This is a genomic window from Bacteroides sp. L10-4 (assembly GCF_013373675.1).
GTDB lineage: Bacteria > Bacteroidota > Bacteroidia > Bacteroidales > Bacteroidaceae > Bacteroides > Bacteroides muris.
The window spans coordinates 86,843-113,330 of record NZ_JABXJH010000005.1; the positions used below are offsets into that span (position 1 = coordinate 86,843).

General features: G+C 43.2%; 27 protein-coding genes and 2 tRNA genes. 14 read left to right on the top strand and 15 right to left on the bottom strand.

The window, feature by feature from the left end; genetic code table 11:
• Positions 1–21 precede the first annotated feature (21 nt).
• From HU824_RS03190 to HU824_RS03210, 5 genes are all read right to left on the bottom strand, one after another.
• Positions 22–3,036, bottom strand: coding sequence for a glycoside hydrolase family 3 N-terminal domain-containing protein (locus HU824_RS03190; protein ID WP_176468069.1), 3,015 nt, complete (start codon positions 3,034–3,036; stop codon positions 22–24).
• Position 3,037: 1 nt separating this feature from the next.
• Positions 3,038–3,955, bottom strand: a complete 918-nt coding sequence (locus HU824_RS03195) for a bifunctional UDP-sugar hydrolase/5'-nucleotidase (protein WP_136009670.1) — start codon at positions 3,953–3,955, stop codon at positions 3,038–3,040.
• A gap of 20 nt (positions 3,956–3,975) precedes the next feature.
• A complete protein-coding gene (locus HU824_RS03200) occupies positions 3,976–4,746 on the bottom strand; it encodes a 5'-nucleotidase C-terminal domain-containing protein (protein WP_176468070.1) in 771 nt (256 codons plus the stop codon).
• A gap of 603 nt (positions 4,747–5,349) precedes the next feature.
• Entirely contained in the window at positions 5,350–5,715 is a 366-nt protein-coding gene (locus tag HU824_RS03205; protein ID WP_176468071.1) for a hypothetical protein, read from the bottom strand.
• A 61-nt stretch (positions 5,716–5,776) separates the two neighbouring features.
• A complete protein-coding gene (locus tag HU824_RS03210; protein WP_176468072.1) occupies positions 5,777–6,346 on the bottom strand; it encodes a hypothetical protein in 570 nt (189 codons plus the stop codon).
• Positions 6,347–6,444: 98 nt separating this feature from the next.
• On the opposite strand from HU824_RS03210, the gene HU824_RS03215 reads away from it, so the two are divergent.
• Positions 6,445–6,744 (top strand): transposase, encoded by a 300-nt coding sequence (locus tag HU824_RS03215; RefSeq protein WP_136009666.1) that lies wholly within the window; start codon positions 6,445–6,447, stop codon positions 6,742–6,744.
• Here the strand turns inward: HU824_RS03215 and HU824_RS19640 are convergent.
• Positions 6,686–7,042: a hypothetical protein gene (locus HU824_RS19640; protein ID WP_246866896.1), complete on the bottom strand. Its 357-nt coding sequence runs from the start codon at positions 7,040–7,042 to the stop codon at positions 6,686–6,688. The two genes, HU824_RS03215 and HU824_RS19640, sit on opposite strands and share 59 nt — an antisense overlap.
• A gap of 564 nt (positions 7,043–7,606) precedes the next feature.
• On the opposite strand from HU824_RS19640, the gene rplS reads away from it, so the two are divergent.
• The gene (gene rplS / locus HU824_RS03225) at positions 7,607–7,960 is read left to right on the top strand and encodes a 50S ribosomal protein L19 (protein WP_004292313.1); all 354 of its coding nucleotides are present in this window, start codon (positions 7,607–7,609) and stop codon (positions 7,958–7,960) included.
• 756 nt (positions 7,961–8,716) lie between these two features.
• Here rplS and HU824_RS03230 read toward each other — a convergent pair.
• A complete protein-coding gene (locus tag HU824_RS03230) occupies positions 8,717–9,697 on the bottom strand; it encodes an ROK family protein (RefSeq protein ID WP_005825067.1) in 981 nt (326 codons plus the stop codon).
• Positions 9,698–9,873: 176 nt separating this feature from the next.
• Between HU824_RS03230 and HU824_RS03235 the strand changes: the two genes are divergently transcribed.
• The 5 genes from HU824_RS03235 (at position 9,874) to HU824_RS03255 (ending at position 15,692) form a co-directional block, all read left to right on the top strand.
• Positions 9,874–10,590: an ABC transporter ATP-binding protein gene (locus HU824_RS03235; RefSeq protein ID WP_005825069.1), complete on the top strand. Its 717-nt coding sequence runs from the start codon at positions 9,874–9,876 to the stop codon at positions 10,588–10,590.
• A 54-nt stretch (positions 10,591–10,644) separates the two neighbouring features.
• Positions 10,645–11,904: an ABC transporter permease gene (locus HU824_RS03240; RefSeq protein ID WP_005825072.1), complete on the top strand. Its 1,260-nt coding sequence runs from the start codon at positions 10,645–10,647 to the stop codon at positions 11,902–11,904.
• Between the two features lie 5 nt (positions 11,905–11,909).
• On the top strand, positions 11,910–13,151 hold the full coding sequence (locus HU824_RS03245; RefSeq protein WP_005825074.1) for an ABC transporter permease: 1,242 nt from the start codon (positions 11,910–11,912) through the stop codon (positions 13,149–13,151).
• A 78-nt stretch (positions 13,152–13,229) separates the two neighbouring features.
• Positions 13,230–14,333: an efflux RND transporter periplasmic adaptor subunit gene (locus HU824_RS03250; RefSeq protein ID WP_008662889.1), complete on the top strand. Its 1,104-nt coding sequence runs from the start codon at positions 13,230–13,232 to the stop codon at positions 14,331–14,333.
• Between the two features lie 30 nt (positions 14,334–14,363).
• Positions 14,364–15,692: a TolC family protein gene (locus HU824_RS03255; protein ID WP_005825078.1), complete on the top strand. Its 1,329-nt coding sequence runs from the start codon at positions 14,364–14,366 to the stop codon at positions 15,690–15,692.
• An 84-nt stretch (positions 15,693–15,776) separates the two neighbouring features.
• Here the strand turns inward: HU824_RS03255 and HU824_RS03260 are convergent, their stop codons facing one another.
• The 3 genes from HU824_RS03260 to HU824_RS03270 form a co-directional block, all read right to left on the bottom strand.
• Entirely contained in the window at positions 15,777–16,694 is a 918-nt protein-coding gene (locus HU824_RS03260; RefSeq protein ID WP_057087009.1) for a hypothetical protein, read from the bottom strand.
• A gap of 14 nt (positions 16,695–16,708) precedes the next feature.
• Positions 16,709–17,401: a DUF4476 domain-containing protein gene (locus tag HU824_RS03265; protein WP_005825088.1), complete on the bottom strand. Its 693-nt coding sequence runs from the start codon at positions 17,399–17,401 to the stop codon at positions 16,709–16,711.
• Positions 17,402–17,501: 100 nt separating this feature from the next.
• The gene (locus tag HU824_RS03270) at positions 17,502–18,338 is read right to left on the bottom strand and encodes a S1 RNA-binding domain-containing protein (RefSeq protein ID WP_005834783.1); all 837 of its coding nucleotides are present in this window, start codon (positions 18,336–18,338) and stop codon (positions 17,502–17,504) included.
• A gap of 194 nt (positions 18,339–18,532) precedes the next feature.
• On the opposite strand from HU824_RS03270, the gene HU824_RS03275 reads away from it, so the two are divergent.
• The 3 genes from HU824_RS03275 (at position 18,533) to HU824_RS03285 (ending at position 19,832) form a co-directional block, all read left to right on the top strand.
• Entirely contained in the window at positions 18,533–19,534 is a 1,002-nt protein-coding gene (locus HU824_RS03275) for a malate dehydrogenase (protein WP_005825092.1), read from the top strand.
• Positions 19,535–19,671: 137 nt separating this feature from the next.
• A tRNA-Phe gene (locus HU824_RS03280) sits at positions 19,672–19,744 on the top strand.
• Positions 19,745–19,759: 15 nt separating this feature from the next.
• Positions 19,760–19,832 (top strand) — tRNA-Pro (locus HU824_RS03285).
• On the opposite strand, the gene HU824_RS03290 is transcribed toward HU824_RS03285, so the two are convergent.
• Both HU824_RS03290 and HU824_RS03295 read right to left on the bottom strand, forming a co-directional pair.
• Positions 19,786–21,369: a recombinase family protein gene (locus HU824_RS03290; protein ID WP_176468078.1), complete on the bottom strand. Its 1,584-nt coding sequence runs from the start codon at positions 21,367–21,369 to the stop codon at positions 19,786–19,788. The genes HU824_RS03285 and HU824_RS03290 overlap by 47 nt on opposite strands.
• Positions 21,370–21,733: 364 nt before the next feature.
• Entirely contained in the window at positions 21,734–22,360 is a 627-nt protein-coding gene (locus tag HU824_RS03295; protein ID WP_176468073.1) for a recombinase family protein, read from the bottom strand.
• 130 nt (positions 22,361–22,490) lie between these two features.
• On the opposite strand from HU824_RS03295, the gene HU824_RS03300 reads away from it, so the two are divergent.
• Positions 22,491–22,709 (top strand): hypothetical protein, encoded by a 219-nt coding sequence (locus HU824_RS03300; RefSeq protein WP_176468074.1) that lies wholly within the window; start codon positions 22,491–22,493, stop codon positions 22,707–22,709.
• Between the two features lie 5 nt (positions 22,710–22,714).
• Here HU824_RS03300 and HU824_RS03305 read toward each other — a convergent pair whose 3' ends face one another.
• Positions 22,715–22,933, bottom strand: coding sequence for a helix-turn-helix domain-containing protein (locus HU824_RS03305; RefSeq protein ID WP_136000307.1), 219 nt, complete (start codon positions 22,931–22,933; stop codon positions 22,715–22,717).
• A gap of 102 nt (positions 22,934–23,035) precedes the next feature.
• Between HU824_RS03305 and HU824_RS03310 the strand changes: the two genes are divergently transcribed.
• The 3 genes from HU824_RS03310 to HU824_RS03320 are packed head-to-tail and all read left to right on the top strand — an operon-like array spanning position 23,036 to position 24,423.
• Positions 23,036–23,569: a porin family protein gene (locus tag HU824_RS03310; RefSeq protein ID WP_136000306.1), complete on the top strand. Its 534-nt coding sequence runs from the start codon at positions 23,036–23,038 to the stop codon at positions 23,567–23,569.
• Positions 23,570–23,574: 5 nt separating this feature from the next.
• Positions 23,575–24,168: a hypothetical protein gene (locus tag HU824_RS03315; protein ID WP_176468075.1), complete on the top strand. Its 594-nt coding sequence runs from the start codon at positions 23,575–23,577 to the stop codon at positions 24,166–24,168.
• An 18-nt stretch (positions 24,169–24,186) separates the two neighbouring features.
• Positions 24,187–24,423 (top strand): hypothetical protein, encoded by a 237-nt coding sequence (locus HU824_RS03320; protein ID WP_136000304.1) that lies wholly within the window; start codon positions 24,187–24,189, stop codon positions 24,421–24,423.
• Positions 24,424–24,547: 124 nt separating this feature from the next.
• Here the strand turns inward: HU824_RS03320 and HU824_RS03325 are convergent, their stop codons facing one another.
• Both HU824_RS03325 and HU824_RS03330 read right to left on the bottom strand, forming a co-directional pair.
• Positions 24,548–25,291: a helix-turn-helix domain-containing protein gene (locus tag HU824_RS03325; protein WP_176468076.1), complete on the bottom strand. Its 744-nt coding sequence runs from the start codon at positions 25,289–25,291 to the stop codon at positions 24,548–24,550.
• A 45-nt stretch (positions 25,292–25,336) separates the two neighbouring features.
• On the bottom strand, positions 25,337–26,335 hold the full coding sequence (locus HU824_RS03330) for a hypothetical protein (RefSeq protein ID WP_176468077.1): 999 nt from the start codon (positions 26,333–26,335) through the stop codon (positions 25,337–25,339).
• Between the last annotated feature and the right edge of the window lie 153 nt (positions 26,336–26,488).

Below are 26,488 nucleotides of genomic sequence, written 5' to 3' on the forward strand. Positions count from 1 at the left end.
TTTTTTATAGATAGATTATTTTTAGGGGATTTGCGAAATCATACTTTTATAAATCAATTCCTGGATATCTCTTCTTATATTCATGTCACCCAGCTTCGTGTTCCATACATTGGGGCACAAGCGGTTGCTGAGGAATACATACACCGTCTTGTTTTCCGGGTCTACCCAAGCACAAGTACCCGTAAATCCGGAATGTCCATATACCGTTTCCGGAGCGGAAGGAGCGCAAGGACTGCGCTTCACAATGGATACATCCGGCTTGTCGAATCCCAGACCGCGACGGCTGATGGTGGATTTCTCCGTCGTAAACAAACGGCAGGTAGCCTCACTCAGGAAACGCTTGCCATTGAATTTACCGCCGTTCAGCAACATTTGATAAACCTTTGCCACCTCTTCGGCTGTAGAGAAAAGTCCTGCATTGCCAGACACTCCACCCATGCAGGCAGCAGTCTCGTCATGCACATATCCGCATATATCCTGGCGACGCAGAAAGTCATTGGATGCCGTGGGCATGATTTCCGCTTTGGCAAACTTCATCAAAGGCAGAAACATAGTACGTTGCAATCCCATCGGGGCATAGAACTCACGGGCAAGATACAAATCCATCGGCAGTTCCGTCACCTTCTCCACCACCTGTTGCAACAGTACGAAACCGAGGTCGCTATAAACATAACGTTTGCCGCCTAACTCACACTTGGCTATCCGCTGAAGGATAGAATTCTTGAAACTCTTGTTCAGCCACATGCCATCTGCCATGTGCAGGGTATAAACCGGTGTATTCTTGTCGGACACCACCCCTTTCCGGAACTTAAAATCGGAACAATAATAGCTATGTTCGCTCACCTGCGTGCGGTGCCATTCGTCTACCCAACTCTGGGAGTACGGACCGTGTACCGAATTCGGGTCTATAATGTCCAGGTAGAAACGGATATAGGGAGGAAGCCCCGATTCATGAAACAAAAGTTCGCGAATAGTAATGTTCTGCTTGTTACCATTGCGCAAGAAGGGCAGATAAGCGGAAACCTTATCATCCAATTTTATTTTGCCCTCATCATACAGTTTCATGATGGCAAGCAACGTAGCCGTAGTTTTGGTCAGCGAAGCCAAATCAAAAAGGTCTGAAGAACGGACAGCAGTGGTATCCTTATCAGAGTGGGTACCGAAACCTTTGTCATATACCGGCAGTCCGTCTTTCCACACCAGCACGCGACAACCGGGATAAGCTCCCGCTTCCAGTCCCTTCCGGGCAACAGCATCGATACTTTGCAGCACATACGACTTCATGCCGTAATCTTCCGGAACAGTCTTCCCCGGTTTCATGCCCGGCTCAATTATACAACCCGTTCCCGCCGGAAACAGTTTACCGATACTCATCGACATTCTGCCATTGGCCGGCTTTTTGGCAAAAAGAACATCAGCCACGTATTGCTGCAAATCCGTCTCTGCCGAATGTGCCAGCACCACAGCGCTGGATTTGGCAAGTGCGGGCATCAGAGGTTGCAATGTACGGTAAGAAGTAAAAAAAGTATAGACCAGCGGAGCACGCAGGTTCAAGCCTTCCAGAAAGGCCACATCACGGTCGCTGACATAAGCCGAACCGGTGATGCTGATAACCACGCGACGGAAAGCAGCCAACTGTCCCTGCACTTCCTGCCAGAAAGCCTCATCGGCATTCCAAGGCAAGTGGAAATGGCTGATGCCTGCATTCTTTTTCATAGCTTCCACAAAGGGAGCATCCGCCTCCTTCTCTCCGATGCTGAGCACGGCAATATCACCTTCCACCGGTGCCAGCGGAAGGACATCAAAATAATTGCTCAATACAGTCACTGCCGAACGGCGCAACTTGGTAGCCAACGCCTGTGCTTCCTCCGTATTGATGCGATAGCTCATTCCGCTGACCCGAAGTTGCGGTTGGCGGTCTCTTAAGCCAAGCATATACTTGTACATCAACACCTTGCGACACTTAGCATCGAGTTCGTCCTTACTCAGTTGTTCCGATTCCACTGCATCTACCAATTCCTGCACGGCATTCTTCGTATTGAACTGTACCAGCACCATATCATTTCCTGCCAACAGCGCTTTGGTAGTTACCTGCGGAATGGCAGACACACCCTTCATGTCCAGGGCATCAGTAAATACCAGCCCCTTAAAGCCGAGTTCATCCTTCAATAACCCGGTCACCACATTCCGCGACAAGGAGGAAGGAGTCACCCCGTCCGGGTCCAGCGCCTGCACCTGCAGATGGCCTACCATCACACCCCCCAATCCGGCACGTACCATTTCCTTGAAGGGATAAAGTTCCACACTGTCCAGGCGTGCACGGTCGTAATGCAAAACGGGAAGCGCCTTATGAGAATCCACATCCGTGTCGCCATGTCCGGGGAAATGCTTGCAAACGGAAAGTATGCCCCCGCTTTCGAGCCCACGGCTGTATGCCACTACCTTTTCCGCCACCCGCTGCGGGTTCTCGCCAAAGGAGCGTACGTGTATCACCGGGTTCAGCGGATTCGTATTGACATCCGCATCGGGTGCAAAATTGACGTGTACCCCCAATTCGCGGAACTGGCGGGCCACCTCACGCCCGTATTCTTCAATCAGGCCATTGTCTTCGATACATCCCAAGGCGGCATTGCGAGGATAGTCCGGAGCACCTTGCAGCCTCATTGACAGTCCCCACTCTCCATCGAAAGTAACCATAACGGGAATCTTGGCATCCTTCCGGGCCATATTTGTCAAGATAGCCTGCTCTTCCGGAGTACCTTCGGAAAACAGCAAGCCACCGACCTTGTATTTCCTTACCAGCTCGCGCATCTGTTTCTTCGTGACCTTGTCTGCTCTGGCCGGAATGGTGGCAACGATGAGTTGCCCCACTTTTTCATACACATTCAGACCTGACAACACGGAGTCTGCCCATTGCCGACACCGGTCGTCTGCAGCCGAAGGAAGAAACGGACCTCCCGTCCGGGCGTAAAGTGAAGATAGTCCCAATATAAACAATCCTGCAACCCATAAAAGGAGGGTGAGTTTTTTCATCATGCTATTTTTCTGTTAAAGTAAGTACCATTTCTCCTATGTAGATGCCACTCTTGCCGGTGTGCAGCACGGGAACGTTCTTGCCGTCCGCATTCAGATAAACGGCAGGCTTTTCCATGAAGGTATGCGAATGTCCGCCCAAGATGACATCAATGCCACGCGTCTTGCCTACCAGGTTCTCGTCGGAAGCGCCTTCGGGATTTGCACTACGGATACCCAAATGGGACATGCAAATCACAACCTCGCAATTTTCCTTCTCCCTGAGAAGGTCTGTCATTTCCTGGGCTACCTTTATCGGGTCGTTGTAGACAATTCCTACGCACTTATCCGCCTGCACCAGCCCTTCCATCTTGGGGGCCAGGCCGAAGATTCCGATTTTCACCCCTTCGCGCATCAAGGTGATATAAGGCTTCACCAGCCCTTCAAGTACCGTACCCGTCACGTCATAATTGGAACAGACCACGGGAAAATCCGCCATACGGAACAATTCCGCCATATTCTCAAGTCCGAAATCAAATTCATGATTACCTATCGTCATGGCATCATAGCCCATGAGGTTCATCATCTTGACCTCCAGCTCGCCTTTGAAAAAGTTATAATAAGGGGTGCCTTGCGAGATGTCTCCGCAATCCAGCAGCAGCATATCCGGATGCTTGCCGCGAAACTGCTTTACAAAACCGGCACGACGCACCACACCGCCCATCCCGGCATACTCGTCAGCAGCCTCGGCGCTGATGGGTTCTATACGGCTGTGCGTATCGCTGGTGTGCAGGATAAACAGTTGTTTTCCGGATTGGCCGGACGATACCGAATCGGCGGACACCAGGCAAAGGGGTTCTTCAGTAATGACACGCTCCTCTTGTTGTGCCGATGCGGGGAGCATGAAAAGCAGCAGGGCTGCCAAGGAATATATATGTTTCATAGAACTTCTTTTTTTAATGCTTACTCTTTAACAACCACTCTTCCCTCCATGCGCGAAGTCACCTTCTTGCCGGCTGCCGTTTGCTTCTCCACATACTTCATGAACAGACCACGCAGTGTAGCCCCATCCGGGCACTCCCTTTTATCCGCCTGCAGGAAAGCCGTCAGTCCGTCGTTTCCATCAGCCAGATAATCAATCGTGGCAACCGTATAGTCACGGTCATCCTCCACCGGCTTGCCGGCAATGGAGGCTTGGAGCTGCTTGCCATCCTTGCTGATTTCCAACTGCATACCACTCACCCCTTCACCAAGTCTCACCGCAATATTTTCAAACAAGTGCTTCATGGCAGAGCCTTTCATCGTCAGCACACAGAGCGAATTCTCAAAAGGCAATATCTCATAGATGTTTTCGATGGTGATGTCTCCTTCCGTCAGGGAATTCCGGATTCCACCGATATTGATTAGCCCCATATCGGCCGGTTTGCCCAGCACTTCCACCGCAGCCTCACGCAGTACATCTGCAATCAGATTGGATAAAAGGCTTTCGGGCCGGAATCTGTCCATCGACATCTCTGCGGTTCCCACCACATGATACATAACGCTGTCCATCCGGGCTTTGTAAGGCGCCAGCAGAGCCACGGCTTCGGCATCCGGCTCGGCATCCCAGACAGAATTCATGGGAATTCTGCCTCCCTCCACCTTGGTCACTTCGTAGGAAGAATGGCAGGAAACCAATAGAAGCGCAACCGCCAACACTGCCCCCGAAAGGAGACTGAAAGTTTGTTTCTTCATATTCATTTAGTTTTAAATTGCTACAAATATACTTTTCTTTTGCGACTGAGCCACACAAATAAATGATAATTTAATGCATGGAGTTTTCATTTAAAAGAGTTATCGGGAGTTAAAGACCGATACTCTTATTGATGTATAACTATACTATCGGCTTCTAACTCCCTTTAACTTCCTCTAACTCCCTTAAATGAAAGAGCCGCGTTTGACTTTGCCCCTGTGTGTTTCTTCTATTTGATTATCAATAAGACAGTAAAGCTGAAAGGGTGTTTTGGGTGACGTAAGCTTTGTTTTTGCTATCTTTGCGCATGTTTGTGCGCAAGAAAAAGAATCTCATCGGTACGGTGACTATTGTAGTGGAAGATAAAAGTTCATCTATTACCTCCTGCTGTTTTTTTGTGTATTCTTCGGTGTACGTTGTATTTTCTTCAGTACTTCCGGATTGTCCGTAGCGAAGAGTTGGCAGATGATTTCGGCGCATTATACATCGAGGTTCATACTTGGGGATGCCACAATTAGGTTCTCCTACACATAAAAATTACCCCTTGCCGGGGTAGGCAAAGGGCAAAAGTAACAGGAATTTCCGTATCTTTCAGAAAAACAACGCTATATTACAACGGTTTCTGTCTTTCCTATTTGGATTTGTACAGATTCGGTGATATAGGGTGTATAATCATTATTATCAGCTCTAATTAGAATTTTGTAATTTCCGGGATTTAATTCTACATGATTAGGGGCATCACTTGTTAATTTAACAATCTTTATTATTTCATCTTGTTGCTCAAGAGGAGATATTATAACAAACAAGTGGCTAATCCATTCCGGCTGCCAATTGGTAATTTCAATGTTCAGTATGCCTGTATAAGTTGTATCATCTTCTGAACAAGCTGATGCAAATATCAGTGTTATAAGGAGTAGTCCTATAACCCTAAATGTTTTTTTTACAAATGTAAGAATGACATTTTTGTACATAACTTGTATTTCGTTTAATGTGATTAATTTAGTTTAGTTCAGGATTATAAGCAAGTTCGTATTAAGCCATATACCAACGTTGTGACGCTAATGGCTGGGATCCGTCAAAAGGCTTCGGCTGAATGTGCCGTAATGAGGTTCTAGTATCATTCCCTTTGACAATTTCCTTATCAGCAAAATTAAACATTTTTACAGGATAGGGAGAAATAATGGATAGATTATCTACTACATTAGAAGATGTTTGGACAAAACTATCTGTGGCATAATAAAAAATGCGCATTATTCCTCTATACTCATTATAAAGTATAAAGAATGGATTTTGTTGGTAGTTTTTAGGGTCTGTTGAAAAGGAATTATACAACAAACACCATCCCTCTGTTTTTTTTCGGTCATTAATGACGTCTAATTCATAAGTACCAATGAGACTACCTTGACCTATCCATGGGGTTGGAATGGGTGTGCTCCCTGCAGGTGTTGGCATAAAGTCAGCATTTTCCCAATCAAATTCGTCTTGTATGATGGAAGAAACCATTCTGGTTGATGCGCACTGGTAGTCTTCCATATCCTCGTTCTTACAAGAACTTAACATTGAAAAGGCAATTAACAAGCAAATTCCATAGTTCTTTTTCATACACCTTATTTGAAATGATTAAACAAGAAATATCACCCTATTAGTCAGTTAGTTAATTAAGAAAACTCGTAGTTTTAAGATTCCTAATCAAAAAAGTTATGAGCGATTATTCAACTAACCTAACTGAAAAACAATGGCAAGTTATCAATAATATCGTAAAATCACAAGAAAAAAGCAGAAAAACTTCTCTCAGAGAAATCATAAACGCTATTTTTCATCTCATCAAGAGCGGATGTCAATGGCGTATGCTTCCGACTGATTTTGCCCCCGGCAAACAGTTTATTATTATTTTCGCAAGTAGAAACCGGAAGGAGTGTGGGAGGAATTGTCGGATGTTCTTCATAAGTTGGCAAGGAAATCAATCGGTAAACAGGAAAGTCCCAGCATGGGTATCATAGATTCCAGAAGTATGTAGACAGGGGGCGGCGAGTGGCAGCGGCTGTTGAAGCAGTGGGCATATTCATAGGACACCGCTTGGTAGTCGAGGCATCCGGTTCTGTCCGCCATATAGAGCGCACCCAGGAAAGCAAAGATTAGGGCTTCCCTATACTCTATGATTTGTAAGTCGGGAATCACTATTTCACACGGGCACAAGGCATTGATGCGTTCTATGAGGAACTTGTTGAATGCACCTCCGCCGGTAATCAGCAACTTGGCGTTGCCATCGGGCAAGGGATGGGCGGTGATGATGCGCAATATTTCCTTGTTGGGCTATCTCACCGTCGCGATCAAACTCCAAGGCACTCATTGTTTGCGCACCGGTGCCCAATATCTGTTTCATGTCATCGGGATAGCTGTAACTTTTCGCATACCGGACATCAGACCGATGGCTTGAATTTGGAAGTTCATTTAAAAAGGAGTTATCGGGAGTTAGAAGGAGTTATCACCCTTCGCCTCTTTTACCTTTTCTGCATATCGCCCTATCCATCGGCTTTTCCGGTGAAACTTTATACACTTTTTTCCATCTATATTTCCGGTGTGCTACATTTATAGATGCAGCATCTTGCAAATAGATATGCGATACGCTGCATGTTTATGCAGATTCAGGCTCAACGTGTTTTCTTGCAGGGAGTCGTGTAGATAAAAGTTCAAATAAAAATGAAAAAGCCATGCCCAACTGGTAAAAAAAGTTTGAAGCACTTGTGTATCTGGCAAATATTTCGTTCCTTTGCACCGCTTTCGCGCAATCGCTGTCAGGACACCAAGAGAGAAGCCTGGTATGTTGCGTTGTAACGATGAAACAATTTAATAATAAAAACAATGGATTTAATTAAAATTGCAGAAGAAGCATTTGCTACCGGAAAACAGCACCCGAGCTTCAAGGCAGGTGACACTGTAACAGTAGCATATCGTATTGTCGAGGGTAACAAGGAACGTGTACAGCTGTACCGTGGTGTTGTTATCAAGATTGCCGGACATGGAGACAAGAAGCGTTTTACAGTACGTAAGATGTCAGGAACCATAGGCGTAGAACGTATTTTCCCGATTGAATCACCGGCTATCGACAGCATCGAAGTGAACAAAGTGGGTAAAGTTCGTCGCGCTAAACTGTACTACCTGCGCGCTCTTACCGGTAAGAAAGCAAGAATCAAAGAAAAAAGAGTTAACGGTTAATTCCAGACTCCTATTTCGAAATAAAAAAGGGAAACTGACAATGTCGGTTTCCCTTTTTTAGTGATATACACAGTAGGCATACACACCATGCGATACTCTACTGCTACTCCCTCATTCAAAACATTGTAAGCCTGCGCTCCTTTCCTTTCACATAAGCCTTCCTTCTTGCTGATATGTTAGTTTATCAGCGCCCAACGGCCGTGAGGCGCTCTGCTAACGACCGTCAACAAGGTGCTTTATGGCCGTTAGGCGAACGCCTCACGGCCGTTAAACAGGTCTCATATGCATAGCTTGCCTATACTGAATACCTATCTTATCCATACCAAAAGCCTGACTTCCACCTATTATCGCACGGGCTTTTACGAAGTTAATACCGTGTTTGCAGGAAACCAATAGCTTGTTTACACGATATTGGCAAATCGCTCCATATCCTATTAATTTATTGTACTACAAGATATTAATAGATTATTTGGCGTAAAATTAAGGTGGAAGCAACTTTTGCTTCCACCTTTTCAAGTTGCTTCCACAGCATCCGCAACCCCGATGAACAAAGGGATACAGAGAATGGGTGGAAGTGTGGAAGCAACTTGTGCATAACTTTATTGCTGAGGAATATGTGCCACTAAAGAAAAAAAGGTGTGTCGAAACTCTCATAAACTAAAAATCACCCTCGCCACAGATAGGTGTAGCGAGGGTGATTTCGATAGAAGGGGAGTTTTGACATATCCCCTCCTTTATCAGTTTCCCTAATATTGATTACTTGATATCTCTCAGCTCCCAGCCCAACGCACTGGCACCCAGCACTGCAGCATCAGAGTCCTTCAACTCGGAAGCCAGCAACTTGGTCTTACCTTTGTAGATATTCAATACATTGTCGTCAATAGCTTTCTGGATAGGCTTGAAGATATAGTCTCCCGCCTTTGCCAGACCACCGAACAACACGATAGCTTCCGGACTGGAGAAAGCGATGAAGTCAGCCAAAGCCTCACCCAAGATGGTTCCGGTAAACTCAAAGATGTCTTGAGCAATCTTGTCACCCTTCACCGCTGCATCATACACATCCTTGGAAGTAATGTTTTCTGCCGGAATGTCGCGCAACAAACTCGGTTCGGTACTCTTGGTCAAGAACTCACGTGCAGAACGCGCCACACCCGTAGCCGAACAATAAGTTTCCAGACAGCCGTGACGTCCGCATCCGCAGAGACGTCCGTTTTCACGACGGATAATAGTATGTCCCAACTCTCCGGCAAAACCGTCATGGCCATATACCATCTGACCGTTAATAACGATACCGCTACCTACACCGGTGCCAAGAGTTATCATGATAAAGTCTTTCATACCACGAGCCGCACCGTAAGTCATTTCACCGATACCGGCAGCATTGGCGTCGTTTGTCAAAGCGGTAGGGATACCCAAGCGCTCTTCAAACATGGCAGCCAAAGGAATTACACCCTTCCAGGGAAGGTTCGGGGCAAACTCAATAGTACCGCTGTAATAGTTTCCGTTAGGAGCACCGATACCGATACCTTTTATCTTGTCTACTCCACCGTTGGCAATAATGAGCGGCAACAGATTCTTGCAAACTTCGTCTACGTAATCATTGACGTCCTCATAAGCTCCGGTTTTGATGGAACTGCTTGCAATAATAGTTCCGCGTGCGTCTACAATACCAAAGACGGTGTTTGTTCCGCCTATGTCAATGCCCACTACATAGGGCTTTTCCATGTTTGAATTCATGATATTACTTTTGTTTAAAGGGTTAGTTAATCACATTCATGGTTACAAAAATCACAAAGAAAAACGACACTGCAAAATCTTTTTTTAAAAAAGTTTGCAACTTTTGCAACTTTTCGTAGCATTGCTGCGTCTAATAGTGAAAATTAATAAGAGTAAAGCAATAAACAGGGAAAACAGTGATACAACTAAAAGACATTAACAAGACCTACAACAACGGAGCACCGCTGCATGTGCTCAAAGGCATCAACCTCGACATTCAGAAAGGCGAATTTGTTTCCATCATGGGCTCATCGGGTTCGGGAAAGTCCACTTTACTCAATATACTGGGTATTCTGGATAGTTACGACACGGGGGAATATTATCTGAACGGTACCCTCATCAAGAACCTCAGCGAAACGAAGGCAGCCGAGTACCGCAACCGTATGATTGGTTTCATCTTCCAGTCCTTCAATCTCATTTCCTTCAAGAATGCAGTGGAGAATGTGGCGCTTCCTCTCTTTTATCAAGGAGTGAGCCGCCGCAAACGTAATGCGCTGGCACTGGAATATCTGGACCGCCTGGGGCTGAAAGAGTGGGCACACCACATGCCAAATGAGATGTCCGGTGGACAGAAACAACGTGTAGCCATCGCCCGTGCCCTCATTACCCAACCGCAGATTATCCTTGCCGATGAACCTACCGGCGCGCTCGACAGCAAGACTTCCGTAGAGGTGATGCAGATTCTAAAGGAACTGCACGATACGGGCATGACCATCGTAGTCGTGACCCACGAAAGCGGTGTTGCCAACCAGACGGACAAGATTATCCATATCAAAGACGGTATCATAGGTAGCATCGAGACGAATCTGAACCACGATGCAAGCCCGTTCGGAAAAGACGGATTCATGAAATAATAAAGGAAGAGCCCCCTCCCCCTTTAATTTTTAATTCTTAATTTTTAATTATCAATGATAGACCTTTGGCAAGAAATATACGGAACCATCAAACGCAACAAACTGCGTACATTCCTGACGGGCTTTGCCGTGGCATGGGGAATCTTCATGCTCATCGTGCTGCTCGGAGCCGGAAACGGTATCATACATGCCTTCGAGCAAAATGCGTCGGAGCGTGCCTTGAACTCTATCCGCATCTTCCCCGGCTGGACCACCAAGTCATACGACGGTCTGAAAGAAGGACGCCGCGTCCAACTGGACAACCGGGACATGGATGACACGGAGAAGCAATTCACCGAAAATGTCATCAGTGCCGGTGCCACCGTGCGTCAAAGTAATGTAAACGTCAGCTTCGGACAAGAATATATCAATATCTCTCTGCTGGGCGTATATCCCAACTACACCGAAGTGGAAACCGTGAAAACAGCGGACGGACGTTTCATCAACTACAACGACCTGAAAGACCGACGTAAAGTCATCATCCTCCATAAGAAATCTGCAGATATCCTTTTCGGAAAAACGCATACTGAACCCATCGGACAATTTGTCAATGCCAGTGGAGTGGCCTATCAAGTAGTAGGCCTCTACAATGACCAGGGAGACCGCGAGGCAAACGAAGCGTATATCCCCTTCTCCACCTTGCAAACCATCTATAATAAAGGAGACAAGCTGAATAACATCATCTTTACAACCAAGAACCTGCACAGCATAGAAAGTAACGAAGCCTTTGAAAAAGAATACCGCAAGGCTATTGCCACCAATCACCGCTTTGACCCCACGGATGAGAGCGCCATATGGATATGGAATCGTTTCACCAACTATCTGCAGACACAGAATGCAATGGGTATCCTCCGGACTGCAATCTGGGTTATCGGTATCTTTACACTGTTGAGTGGGATTGTCGGCGTGTCGAACATAATGCTGATTACCGTGAAAGAACGTACCCGGGAATTTGGTATCCGTAAGGCATTGGGAGCAAAACCTTTCTCCATCCTTTGGCTGATTATTGTGGAAAGCGTGACTATCACTACGCTATTCGGTTATATCGGTATGGTGGCAGGCATCGGGGTGACGGAATGGATGAACTCTGCTTTCGGTAGCCAGACGATGGATGCCGGCATGTTCCAGCAGACCATGTTCTCCGATCCCACCGTAGACCTCAGTATTGCTATCCAAGCTACCCTGACCCTTATCATAGCGGGTACGTTGGCTGGGTTCTTCCCGGCTAAGAAAGCGGTAAGTATCAGTCCTATTGAAGCACTTAGAGCAGATTAAAGATTATGAGAATAGACATAGATACGTGTGAGGAAATCCTCATCACAATAACAAGGAACAAAACGAGAAGCCTGCTTACGGCGTTCGGCGTATTCTGGGGTATCTTTATGCTGGTGGCGCTTATCGGTGGCGGCCAGGGCATGCAGGAAGAACTAAAATCCCAGTTCGAAGGATTTGCAACCAACTCGGGCTTTATCGCTGCACAAAAGACAAGCGAGGCTTATAAAGGTTTTCGCAAAGGACGATGGTGGGATTTGGAGATGGAAGATGTGGACCGTGTACGCAATGTGGACGGTGTGGCGCTTGCCACGCCTTCCATTGCCTTATGGGGACAAGTGGCTGTCTACGGAGACAACAAGTACGACTGTAGTGTGAAAGGCTTGTATCCCGAATATGAACAGATAGAACATCAAGAGATGACCTATGGACGTTTCATCAATGATGTCGACATTAAAGAGTCGCGTAAAGTGTGTGTAATCGGCAAACGTGTTTATGAAAGCCTCTTCAAACCCGGTGAAGACCCCTGCGGCAAATATGTCCGGGTAAATGGTATCTATTACCGGGTTATCGGAATGTGTTCATCCGAAGGCAATGTCAATATACAAGGGCAGGCCTCTGAAGCCATTACATTGCCTTTTTCCACCATGCAACAGACCTACAACCTCGGAAAGAAACTGCATGTAGTATGTTTCATCATGAAACCGGGAGTAAAAGTGAAAGACGTGCAGCCCGAAGTGGAACGTCTTGTAAAAGCAGCGCACTACATTGCTCCCGATGACAAACAAGCCGTCATGCTTCTGAATGCGGAAGCTATGTTCTCCATGATGGACAACCTGATGATTGGAGTGCGCTTTCTAATCTGGATGGTAGGTTTGGGGACGCTGTTTGCCGGAGCTATCGGCGTATCGAATATCATGATGGTAACCGTCAAGGAGCGCACAACGGAAATAGGCATACGCCGTGCCATAGGTGCCCGTCCTAAAGACATTCTGCAACAAATTCTTTCGGAAAGCATGGTGCTGACCACTATAGCGGGTATGGCAGGTATTTCTTTTGCCGTATTTGTACTGCAAATACTTGAAAAGGCCGCCAATGACCCTGGAGTTATCAAAACCCACTACCAGGTTTCATTCGGACTGGCTATCGGAACCTGTATCCTCCTCATCGCATTAGGAGTGCTTGCCGGACTGGCACCTGCCTATCGCGCCATGGCAATCAAGCCAATTGAAGCCATCAGGGATGAATAAACTTATAGAGAGACCACTAACCGTAAGCCATGAAATAATGGCTATATTAATCGTAAATAATTAAATCGTAAATATAAGATGAAAACAAAGAAGTTTCTGAAAATCGCATTATTGGTAGTAATTGCTGCCTTATTCATTTGGACATTCGTTTTTCTGTACCAGAAGTCCCAACCTAAAGTAACAGTATACGAAACGATAGTTCCGGAAGTGACAGACCTTGAAAAGACTACCGTAGCCACCGGCAAAGTGGAACCGAGAGATGAAGTCCTTATCAAGCCGCAGATTTCCGGTATCATTGCCGAAGTATACAAGGAAGCAGGACAAAGTGTGAAGCAAGGGGAAGTGCTTGCCAAAGTAAAGGTGATACCCGAACTGGGACAATTGAACTCTGCCGAAAGCCGCGTACGATTGGCGGAAATCAACGCTGCCCAAGCCGAAACGGATTTCGCCCGTACCCAGAAACTGTACAACGACAAGCTTATCAGCGCTGAAGAGTACGAAAAAGGGGAAGTAAGCGTGAAGCAGGCACGCGAGGAACTGCAGACAGCAAAAGATAACCTGGAAATTGTAAAGGAAGGCATCACCAAGAACAGCGCCTCTTTCAGTAGTACCCTGATCCGTTCCACCATTACCGGTCTGATTCTGGATGTACCCATCAAAGTCGGTAACTCGGTTATCATGAGTAACACTTTCAATGACGGAACCACCATCGCTACCGTTGCCAACATGAACGATTTGATTTTCCGCGGCAACATTGACGAAACGGAAGTGGGCCGTGTGCACGAAGGCATGCCGGTGAAACTGACAATCGGCGCCCTGCAGAATCTTTCGTTCGATGCCACACTGGAATACATATCTCCGAAGGGTGTGGAAGAAAACGGTGCCAACCAGTTTGAAATCAAAGCTGCCATTGCCGCACCGGACAGCGTACAGATACGTTCCGGCTATTCTGCCAACGCAGAAATCGTATTGGACCGTGCCCAGAAAACGCTTGCCGTACCGGAAAGTACCGTTGAATTCAATGGTGACAGCACCTTTGTATACGTAATGACGGACAGCGTACCGGTACAGAAGTTCGAACGCCGCCCCATCCAGGTCGGCATGAGTGACGGCATAAAGATTGCCATCAAAAGCGGTATCAGTGCCCAGGATAAGATTCGCGGTACAGAGAAAAAGGATTAACAAACGGAATAGCTTAAAAAGATATACGATATGAATAAAAAGATATTCTTATACCTCGCAATATTCGGCAGTATCTCAGTGCAGGCGCAGGAACGATGGTCTTTACGCCAATGCATAGACTATGCCATCGAGCATAACATCAGTATCCGCCAGACAGCCAACGCTGCCGAACAGAGTGCTGTCGAAGTAAATACAGCCAAATGGGCACGACTGCCGAACCTGAATGCCAGTGCCGGCCAGAGCTGGAACTGGGGACGTACGCAAACAGCCATCAAAAATGAGGATACGGGAGACTATTCCACTGTATACGTCAACACCAGCAGCCACGGCACTAATATGTCTGTCAATACCAGCATACCTATCTTTACCGGTCTGGAAATTCCCCACCAGTATGCATTGGCCAAACTAAACCTCAAAGCTGCCATTGCCGACCTGGACAAAGCCAAGGAAGACATTGCCATCAATATAGCTTCGGCCTACCTTCAGGTGCTGTTCAATGAAGAGCTCCACCAGGTGGCGTTGGGACAAGTGCAATTGAGCAAAGAGCAATATGTCCGCATCAGCCGGCTTGCCGACTTGGGAAAAGCCTCTCCGGCAGAACTGGCAGAAGCCAAAGCACGTGTGGCACAAGACGAGATGAATGTAGTGCAGACAAACAACAACTATAAGTTGGCCCTGCTCGACCTTAGCCAGCTTATCGAACTGGAAACACCGGAAGGGTTCAATCTGGAATCTCCGGCAGTCAATCTGGATTTAGTCCCTCTCACTCCTCCGGATGAGATATTCCAAACAGCCATGGTGAGTAAGGCTTCCATACAAGCTGCACAGTTCCGCTTGGAAGGCAGTAAACACAATATCCGTATTGCCCAGAGCAACTACTACCCGCAACTGAGCCTGAACGGTAGTCTCGGTACGAATTACTATTCTACCATCGACCGTACTTTCAGCCAGCAGATGAACGATAACTTCAACAAATATGTAGGATTCAACCTCAGCGTACCTATTTTCAACCGTCTCTCTACCCGTAACCGGGTACGCACGGCACGCCTGCAACGTGAAAACTATGCCTTGCAATTGGATAATGCCAAGAAGACACTTTATAAAGAAATCCAACAAGCATGGTACAACGCCGCTGCTGCCGAAAGCAAATATACCAGTAGCCATACAGCCACCGTTGCCAGCGAAGAGTCTTTCAAGCTGATGAGCGAAAAGTATGAGAACGGAAAAGCAAATGCCGTAGAATACAATGAAGCAAAACAGAACCTTATGAAATCCCAATCAGACGAATTGCAAGCCAAGTATGACTATCTGTTCCGTACCAAGATTCTGGATTTCTATAAGGGAGAACCGATTGAATAAAAAAAGAAGTATAATTTTAGTTGTTGTGTTTGATTCTCCCCTCTCCCTGCCTCCAGGCTGACAAGAGGGGAGTTTTTTGTTCTTCTATCTCCTTTCCGAAGAGCGGGAAGAGCTACTGCCGGTAGAACTGCGGGTAGTGCTTGAAAAGCTGCTGCGACGGCTTTCGGAACTCCGTACGCCGGAAGCATTTCTTCTTTCCTTGCTTGCCGTCTTTACCCTGCTACGGCTGGGGCTCTTATCATTATTTTTAGTTCTTGTGGTTTCTATTTTCTCTTTACTCGACTTTCTGCCACTATCCACACTACTACGTCGCGTACTGCTGTTACGTGTACCTGTGCTAATGCGATTATTACTACCGTTGCTACGTCGCGTGGTATATACATCATCCCTGCCTGCCGGACGCTTATGCGAATTAGGGCGGATGTTCACCGAACCGAAATCTGAACGGCGGCTGGTGTGGTACGACTTATCATTCCGAATACTCCACGAACCGGTATAGTGCGGATGATGGTAACGACCGCGATAATAGCTGTTGTGATAGTGCGTACGATAATGCCCACCGCAATATGTACGGTAATGATACGGCCGCGGGAAATAGAAATGATTATGGTTGGTGTAAGTGATGTAAACCCTAAAAGACCAACGACCACCACTTACATAAACCGGACGGTAAAAATAGGCGGCCTGCATGAAACGGCCGTACTGCCGGTTATTCAGCACCCATCGAAGGTCGTCATTGCGCACATCCAGATAATCGTAATAGCGATTCAAGGCCCATTCCTCCCCCCGAAGAACGTCATCCATCAGATAACGTATACCGGAAATGAAATCATAGTTTATTTCGTACACGTCATTATACTGTTCTGTACTCAGGTTCAATTCATAGGCCATCTTGTCCGTAAGAAAGCGGGTCTCTTTACGCACTTTGCTGTTGCTCATTGCCGCACTACAAACAGCTGTACTCATCATAGCGGCAAAAAATATAAATATAATCCGTTTCATAATCCCTCCTTTTTTTAGTTATTCTTCTCATGATATTGTTTGATGAAGGCATTTATCTCGTTCTTGTCCGACGAGAAGGTCAGCTTGTCTATCGCATAATAGAAATTCGGTTTATCGGCTATTTTAGGATAAATCTTCTTCATCAACTGTTTCTTTTCACTGTCGAAACGATAAAAATCCATCAGACGGATACACTGGTCAGTAGTGAACCAAGAGGTCAGCAAGGCATGGTCGAGCACTTCCTTACGGTCTGAATCGAAACTCTGTTTTTCCATCAGCCCCATAAACTGTTCGAAGGCAGATGGTGACATCACCGGTTCATGCTGCTCGCCTCCTAACGGTCTGTCACCGGGTCTGCCAGGCTTGTGATGATTAGAAGTACCCCAGTTTCCACCAGGTCTTTTGTCCTCTGGAATGAAAATATCTTCCACTTCATTGATGGAGCAATGCACACGTTCATCATATAGGAGTTTTCCTCTTCGGGAATTCTCCCCACGGGATGGCGCTTCATAAACCTCTACCCGACAACTACCACGCAGATTGGCTACAAAACAACTGAAAGTAGGCAGGCAAACCTGCTGTCCGTCGACCAGTACCACCACTCTACGGTATGGACTTTCTATACGGATTCCGTCTATGGGCGCCGCTTTTATTGCGGGAAACGCTACCAGAACTAGACAAACACTTAATATCAAATGACGTATCATGACTTTTCTTTTTTTATTGTACGACAAAAATAGGGAGAGGAAATTCCCCTCCCTAATGATTGTCTCTATTTACAAGTAGGGAAATTCCTAATGACTGGGACTAATTCCTAATCCTGATTCCATCTTCCTCCAATACAACCAGATGTTTTTTGTACAAATCTCCCACAGCCTTTTTGAAGGTTTTCTTGCTGACACCGAAAGTTGCATAGATTTCTTCTGCCGGACTCTTGTCATTCAAAGCTATCCGTCCGCCCTGTTCACGGATATAGTCCAGCAGCGTAGCTGAGAAATCTTCTACTTTAGCCTGCCCCGGTTTTTGAAGCAGCAGGTCTATCTTGCCGTCTTCACGTACCTGCTTCACATAGGCTTTCATCCTCATGCCCGTGTGCAGTGGCTGAAATATCTCGCTCTCATATAGCAAGCCGCTATATTCATCGTTGATGATCGCCTTGAATCCCAAATCCGTCTTCTGCCAAATCAGGATATCCACCTCCTGCCCCGACTCATAGGCGGCCTTCTCTTTGGAAAGATAACGGTCTACCTTGGCCGATGCCACGATACGATAGCTTTCATCATCCAAATGGGCATGAACCACATACTTCTTTCCCACCTGCATCTTCATTTTCTGTTCGCGGAAGGGGACGAAAAGATCCTTCATCAATCCCCAGTTAAGGAAAGCACCATACTGGTTTATCCACGCCACCTCCAAGCAGGCAAACTGCCCGACCTGCACTAACGGTGTCAGAGTAGTGGCTACCAGACGTTCTTCGTTATCAAGATATATAAAAACGTTCAGTTTGTCTCCCACCTTACAGTCTTGGGGGACATAACGCGACGGAAGCAGAATTTCACCTTCTTCGCCACCGTCCAGATACATGCCGAAGGCTACCTCCTTCACCACTTCCAGCGTATTGTACTTTCCTAACTCAATGCTCATAGTTTCTTACTTATCTTCATTTTCCCAACAAAGATAAGTAATTTAGGTACAATACAGCAGTTCGGAAAGAAGAAATAACTTTTTGCTCTAAAAGATAACTTTTTTCTATGAACAACTCTCTTCAAAAAGGGTTATCTTTGTATCGTGACAATCAGCAAGAAAAGATATTACTCACCTTTAAATAAATAAAGATTATGGAATTTCTGACAAATGACAAATTGACAATCGTCGGTGCAGCCGGCATGATCGGTTCAAACATGGCACAGACTGCAATCATGATGCATCTCACTCCCAACCTATGTCTGTACGACCCTTATGCTCCCGGACTGGAAGGTGTGGCCGAAGAGCTGTTCCACTGCGGATTCGAAGGAATGAACATCACATTTACCTCCGATATCAAAGAAGCGCTGACCGGTGCCAAGTATGTGGTATCATCAGGCGGTGCCGCCCGCAAGGCCGGCATGACCCGCGAAGACCTTTTGAAAGGCAATGCCGCTATTGCCGAAGAATTCGGTAAGAATGTAAAAGCCTACTGTCCGGATGTGAAGCACGTGGTTGTCATTTTCAATCCTGCTGACATCACCGGTCTGATTACCCTATTGTATTCCGGCCTGAAACCTTCACAAGTGACCACACTGGCTGCCCTCGACAGCACCCGCCTGCGCAGTGAACTTTCCAAGCACTTCGGCATTGCCCCCGACAAAATCGAAAATTGCCGTACCTACGGCGGTCATGGTGAACAGATGGCTGTATATGCCTCTACCGCCAAGGTGGACGGTAAACCGTTACTTGATATCATCGGTACCCCTGCCCTGACTAAAGAACAGTGGGTCGAAATCCAGACTAAGGTAACCAAAGGCGGTGCCAACATCATCGCCCTCCGTGGACGTTCTTCCTTCCAGAGTCCGGCATACGTCTCTATCGAAATGATAGCTGCAGCGATGGGTGGCAAACCGTTCCGCTGGCCTGCCGGTACATATGTACACAGCCACGGCTTCGACCACATCATGATGGCAATGGAAACTGAAATTACCAAAGACGGTGTACACTATAAGGAACTGAACGGCACGCCCGAAGAAGAAGCCAAACTGAAAGAAAGCTATGCCCATCTCTGCACACTTCGTGACGAGGTGATAGAAATGGGTGTACTGCCTGCCATCAAAGACTGGCACAGCATCAATCCGAATATCGACTGATGTCTTCGATAGCAAATGATTTTTAGAAGTAAGGTGCCTCGCTCCATAGAGCAAGAGGCACCTTTTTTAGATATTTTTCCTCAAAAAGCCTTGCGGTATAAAAAAAACTCTTTATCTTTGCACCCGCAAACGAAAAAGGTGCCATAGCTCAGTTGGTAGAGCAAAGGACTGAAAATCCTTGTGTCCCCGGTTCGATTCCTGGTGGCACCACTTTCCAAAAGCAATCGGAATGTAGCGCAGTTGGTAGCGCACTACGTTCGGGACGTAGGGGTCGGGCGTTCGAGTCGCCTCATTCCGACAGAAGGCGACAAACGAGCAAAATCGGTTGTCGCTTTTTCTTTTTCACCTTCGCAAACCGCTGTAAATCTGCGGAAAATCTTAAAAACTTCATTCTCGTTTTCTGTTCGATAATCATCATTTTTCTTGTCGAAGTAAATTCCACTAGGATAGACTAAATTTTGTATTTTTTGCCTATTAGTAAAATCACTATCACTCCACAAACTGCCTAATTTACAAGATATTTCAATCGTTTGATTGATATAATTCATCATGTTCGATAAATTTTTCCCTGCATCTTCAAGGTCTCGTCTGATTTCCGCCAATCTCGAATTTAATTCGCTCATAGTAGTCCTATATATTTCACTATTAATTTCTCCCAAACCAAACCTAACTTTAACTGCATTAATTCTATTTTCACACTCTGTTTTTCGCTTTAAAAGGACTTTCTTTGTTTCACCCTTACTTTGATTGTATTCTTCAAAAACCTTTCTTAAAACATCTGTAAGTATCGGAATAAATTCATCTGGTATATTATATCCATTTAAAAGATTGATATACTTCCGATGTAGTTTCTCTGTACTATGATTACTTTTACACCCTTTTTTATTACATTTATAATAATCCCGTCCACGTGCTTTCACTGTGTATCCAGTTAAATAGCCGCCACAGTCTGAGCAGATGATATGCCTTTTCAATGGAAATGATTCAGTAATTTCTTTGTGTTCATATCCTGCATTCGATATACCATTCACTTTATTAAACGTAGCCTCATCAATTAATATCTCTTGATTACCTTTTATAACTTCATCCCCCAACAAACTATGTTGTATATATCCACAATAAAACGGATTATGAAGAATTTTATTTAAATGTTTTCGGTCAATGGATAACCCCAACCCCTTTAATCGCTGAACTATTTCTATATCCCCAATTCCTTCCGTAGCTTTCCAAACAAAAGCATTACGCAGTATCTTGCCTTTTTCATTCACTGTAAGAACGTGTTCTCGACCTACTTTTAGTTTATCATAACCTAGCGGAGGTTTTGAATACCAGTTGCCATTTCGTAAACACTCCACCATACCTGTGATACATTTATCCTTTCGAAGGTTATTCTCAAACTGATTAAAAAGAAAGATAACATCTTCCATAAATCCACCTGCTGCACTATCTGGGTCAGTAGCCTGTGTTGCAGACACCACATATATTCCTTTAGCTTTGAGATATGCTTTTGTCATCATCGCCTCATAACCAGCCCGACTGAAACGGTCAAATGAATAGACAAGAATTATATTTATCTCTTTATCTCTAGCCACCTCTGCAATCATTTCACGGTATAGTTTACCTTCAACTTTTGCACTCTCATTCGTACCGCCATAATACTTTTTTATACGAATAGCATGACTTTCTGCATATTCCGTACATATCCTTCTTTGACTTTCTAAACTGCCATTTGTATCAGCTTGCCGCTCCGTTGACACTCGCGTCCATACAGCAGCCACTTTATTTGTCAATTTAGAAAACTCTACTACTTTCTCTTTACTTTTTTTCTTACTCATCAATCATTAAATTAAAAATTAAACGTAATAACACCTAATGTATAGAAAAACTCCAGTATCTTTTTTTGTTCTTCCTTGTCCCCAACACCTATTGCTTGAAATTTCTTATCATAATCATTCAATTCATCCTCGTCAAACATTTATTATAAAGGATTATTTGCCATGCCATTGCACAACTTATTCTTACACATTCATGCAAAAATCCACAAAACAGGGAAGTGCATGTGCATGAATGTGCTTCCTGTTCCTAACTTGCTAACTTGTTACAATAAGATTGAATTTGAAGTATTTTTCGTGGTGGATTTGCCTGTCCTTTATGCAAATATACGACTTGTAAGCTATTTTACCACTCCACTAAGTTAATTTACATTAAAGCAGTTAATTTACGAAGAGTATTTACACTCGTACCCGTTAATTTAGCTGTATTTCGGAGTGAATACCCTCTTTTCAGTAGTCTTAATTCCTCTGCATACTCTTCCTTCATAGCCTCATCACTTTTCGTATATCCGATTCTTCGTCCTACCTTACCGCCATTGTTACGGAAATTCTGGTAACCACTTGCGACACGTTCTCTAATAGTCTTGCGTTCCATTCGTGCTACTTCGGCAAGTATAGTGATAAGAAACTGGCTCATAGGGTTGATTTCTCCCTCTGGAGTAAGCGTTTCAATATTATAGTTTTGGATGAATACTGATACTTTATTCTGATTTAATATTTCTATGGCTTGTAATACTTGTAGGGTATCACGTCCAAGTCTGGATAGTTCGGTTACTATTACTTTGTCTATGTTGTGGGAGTTAATGTAGTCAATCATACTCATTAGCTCTGTGCGTTCTGTGTTCTTTTTTGCTCCAGATATCTTTTCCGCAAATACAGCCTCAACCGTCCAGTTGTTTGTTGAGGCTAATGTCTGCAAATCATTAATTTGGCGTTCATAGTCTTGTGTGCCATTAGTACTGGAAACTCTTGCGAAGATAACTACTTTTTTCATGGTGTTACTTAATTATAATGCAAAGATAGTGGTATATATTTAATATAAATCATTTACAACGTTAAATAAGGCTAGAAGTATGGCAAATATTAAATATTTATCATTCCTTTGTGGCTAAATATTAAATAATATGGATAATAAACAAGAAAGAACAGTTGTTCATGTTGAATATGACGGACAACATTATTATTTTGGCTCACTATCTGCAATTTATACGAAATTCAGTCCAAAAGAGTTGGGTATTGCGTTAGGAACATTAAGAAATTATGGATTGAAAGAAGAAAAGCCATATCAAAATTCAAAATGCAGTATAAGAAAAGGAGTTTTGATAACGATGCCTAAAAAGTAAAATGGTCATTCTACATCTAACAGGTCTTTTAATTTAACTTCTAAAGCAATACTAATTTTATATGCATTTTTTATCGTCAGATTGGTGCGCCCAGCTTCAATCCGCGACATATTAGCCTTCTCAAAGTTACATTTAGCTGCCAAATCTTGTTGGCTTATTCCTTTTTCAAGCCTTATTTCCTTAATCTTATCTCCTATTTTAATGAAAAGTTGTTGTTCATTCATTTTTTTAAGTTATCATTTGTGATAACAAAGAAAAGGGCTTATCTTTGCAGGCTGGTTATCATATATGATAACTACATTTTTATTAATTATAATCTATATAAAATGAAAAAACTATTTGTATTAATGAGCTTTATAGCTCTTGGGATGAGTTCTGCTTTTGCTCAAAAAGGTGAAAAGGCAGTAGGTATTAATCTGGGTTATGGTACAGAAATTAGTAATCTCGGTATCGGTGCCAAGTTTCAGTATGGTATCACTGATGCTATTCGTGCTGAGGCTTCTTTTGACTATTTTCTAAAGAAAGATTTTGTTAGTATGTGGGACGTTAATTTAAATGCTCACTACCTTTTCCCAGTAGCTGATAAATTCAAAGTTTATCCATTGGTAGGGTTGACATATACTAATTGGAAACTGGACGGATTTGATATTAGTTATGGTTTTGATGATGAAGCAATGAGTGAATATGAAGGTGAAGAATCAATAGGCGATTCAAACACTGGTAAATTTGGTGTTAATCTAGGTGCTGGTGCAGAATATGCAATAACAGACAGATTGAATGTAAATTTTGAAGTTAAATATCAACTAATTAGCGATTTCAATCAAGTTGTTTTAGGTGTTGGAGTTGCGTATAAATTTTAATATGTATGAATAAATATTTGTTCGCTAACTTTATGGTGCTTATTGTAATGGCATCTTCTTTACTAACGTCTTGTGATAATGATGACATTGGTAGTGGAAATAATGATAGTGAAATGGTTTCTGTTAAATATGCTGCAACGGGAGCGATTAATACATATCATGTTATAAGAGCAAATTATGTTGATTATAGTGCGGGACATAATGTACCAGATACTGACTACTGGATACCTGGTACTAATGAAATGAGCTTTAGCGCAGCTTTTTCAGAAGATAAGGATGCTTTGACTGGATGGTATTTTCAATTTTATATTGAAAAGTATAAAGATACTGCGGATGGTTCAATTAAGGAATATACTGGTTTGGCAGATTTGCATGTTGGTACTCATTTAGTAATTTCTTCACGTAACTTATTTTATTGTTTGGAGGGTGGTAACATTGATGATGCTGTTTATGGAGCCTCAGACCCACATGGAGATGTTATTGTGAAAAGTATTATTGGGAAGAATATAACTCTTGAACTTGTAAATTTTAGTTTTAAAAGATATGGTTCGGAATATGATACTATTATTAATGGAGTAATAGAGTATATTCCAGATTGATTAAAATAGATGTTGATTATGAAGAAAATTATTTCATTTCTGATTGTGTTATGTATAAGTGTAGTTTCTTTGGCTGCGCAATATACTGTAAAATATAAAATTAAAGGTAGTACTTCTACAACTCATTCGACTACCATTCTTGAATTAAAAAAGGGAACGGAAAGCGAAGCTAAAGCAGAACTGGTACGTAGGGGTACTGTAAGTAAAAACAATGCTGATAAAATAATCATTGTAGAGATTAAGAAAAAGAAATAGCATTGAAATAATCTTTTAGATTAAACTAATACATAAAAAAGTGTATCAATCGGTCTTTTATAAGATTTAATTGATACACTTTTTATTTTGATACAAGATGTTCAGTTAGTGCGTAATTTACGCACTATTTTAGCCAGTTTCTAATAGTCCCTTCTGTGACACCTAATTTTCTGGCAATAGCTCTTTTGCTTATTCCTTCGTGATGAAGTTGAATCGCATATTGTTTCATTTTGTCTTTAGAGCTATTCCAAAAAATCTCGTTACAAGAATATTTTTCTTCTAACCGCTTTACTATAGGTGTAACTTTTTTGTTGTTTATAATATAATGCACAACAGTCTCGGATTTAAAGCCTTTTTCAAAAATAAACCAAGCATAATCTTTCATATTTCTCCCTTTGTATATTTCAAAATCACCATCCTTAGCAATGTCTATTTTGCGAGTGAAGAGGTATATGCGGCAAGGAGGATACCAGTAGAATCTGATTAAATACCAGAAAGGGAATAGCATTGCTACCTTGTGTTTGGCTAAAGTTAACGCTTTTTCGACAATTGGTACTGCCAAATGGTAAGGAGGATTGGTTACTATATCTACATTTTCCTTCAAATCAGAGAAAAAATCATCGTTAGCTAGAAAATCTATGCCTTCCGTGCCAAAGCCATAAAAATTCTTATCGCTTGAGATTACATGATATTTATGTTCTTCCAATGTACGTGAAATATGACCGAGACCGCAACAAGGCTCAAGTATTACATTATGGAACTTTTCTCTTTCCAATAGAGCTTCTACAGCTACTGGCGAAGTTGCATATAAATCATCTTGCTGGCGGTCTTGTGAACTTCTGACCGCTTTATGAACTGGTAAACTCATTATTTTTTTCGCAAAAATAGCAAATATAAACGATTTTAAGCCTCATCAATGCAACAGATTGCGTATCTTTTGAATAATGTTTTCACTAGTTGAGGCTGATGTCATTTTACGATAAACAGCTTCAAACTTCTTCATTCGTTTTGCTGCTCCACTGCGTGAACTGAATTTACTCCTAATATCTTGCTCCAGCCGTTTTAAATCACCTTTGTAACTATCGAGAATAATTTTCATACTCCATTCTTCATAATTATCTAAAGTTGCGTTTGGAACATTGGTTGTAGAATTGCCAAAAACCTTGTCAAATTGAATAAGGATAGGGTTTGTATTGGAATTTAGTACACTGGATATTTTGGTGTCGGTTAAATTCAAATAGTTCCTTATCTTTTTAGATGTGTTTAATGTGATTTCGAATCGGGTTTTCCCCTTGAAATAGTCTATTATTGATTGCGGTTGTGATAAACTATTTAAAAAGTCTTTATTGTGGCTGGTATATATTTCTTTTTCTTTATTATATAAGGTGATTGTTTCCGTACAATCTTTGGATTTTACATCTTTGGTAAAAATAATCCCCTCTTTATCGTAATGTGCCCACTTGAAGCGTCTATAGTTATTTACTTGCGAATTAAGAGCGTCCAGAAGATTATCACTTAGAATAAGGTTTGTGTCATAAGTTACATCTATTGATGTAATTGCCCCATTTGATAAGATACTATCTATGTCAATATCACAAATATTTAGTTGGTTAATATTGATTAGACATTCTTTGATGGTATCTTTTGATATTAAGTATGGATATTTCTCTTTCAATATTTTACTTGAAAATTCAAGAGTTAAGGTTTTCCTTATATAGCTAACAGCTATATAAAGGTTATAAGGTATATTTACATCGTTTTTAGAGCTATAAAAAAGACCTGTTTTCTCCCCACTACGTGAATCAAACATTTCATTAAACTTCACTTTAGTATTGAGAAAATATTTATAGTTGGATTTAATTTTAATTCTATCGAAAGTGATTAATCGTTTCTTTTCATATTGCGATTTCACTACTGTCCCATTAAAATCTGAAAAAGTTCTTTGAAATTATTGAAATATAGTTAGTTACATGGATTTTTCGAGCGAACGGACTTGAAATTTTATCTTTGCGGTAGTTTTACTATGACCGCATATGTTTCAAGACAAGTTTGTATTTGCTCAGTT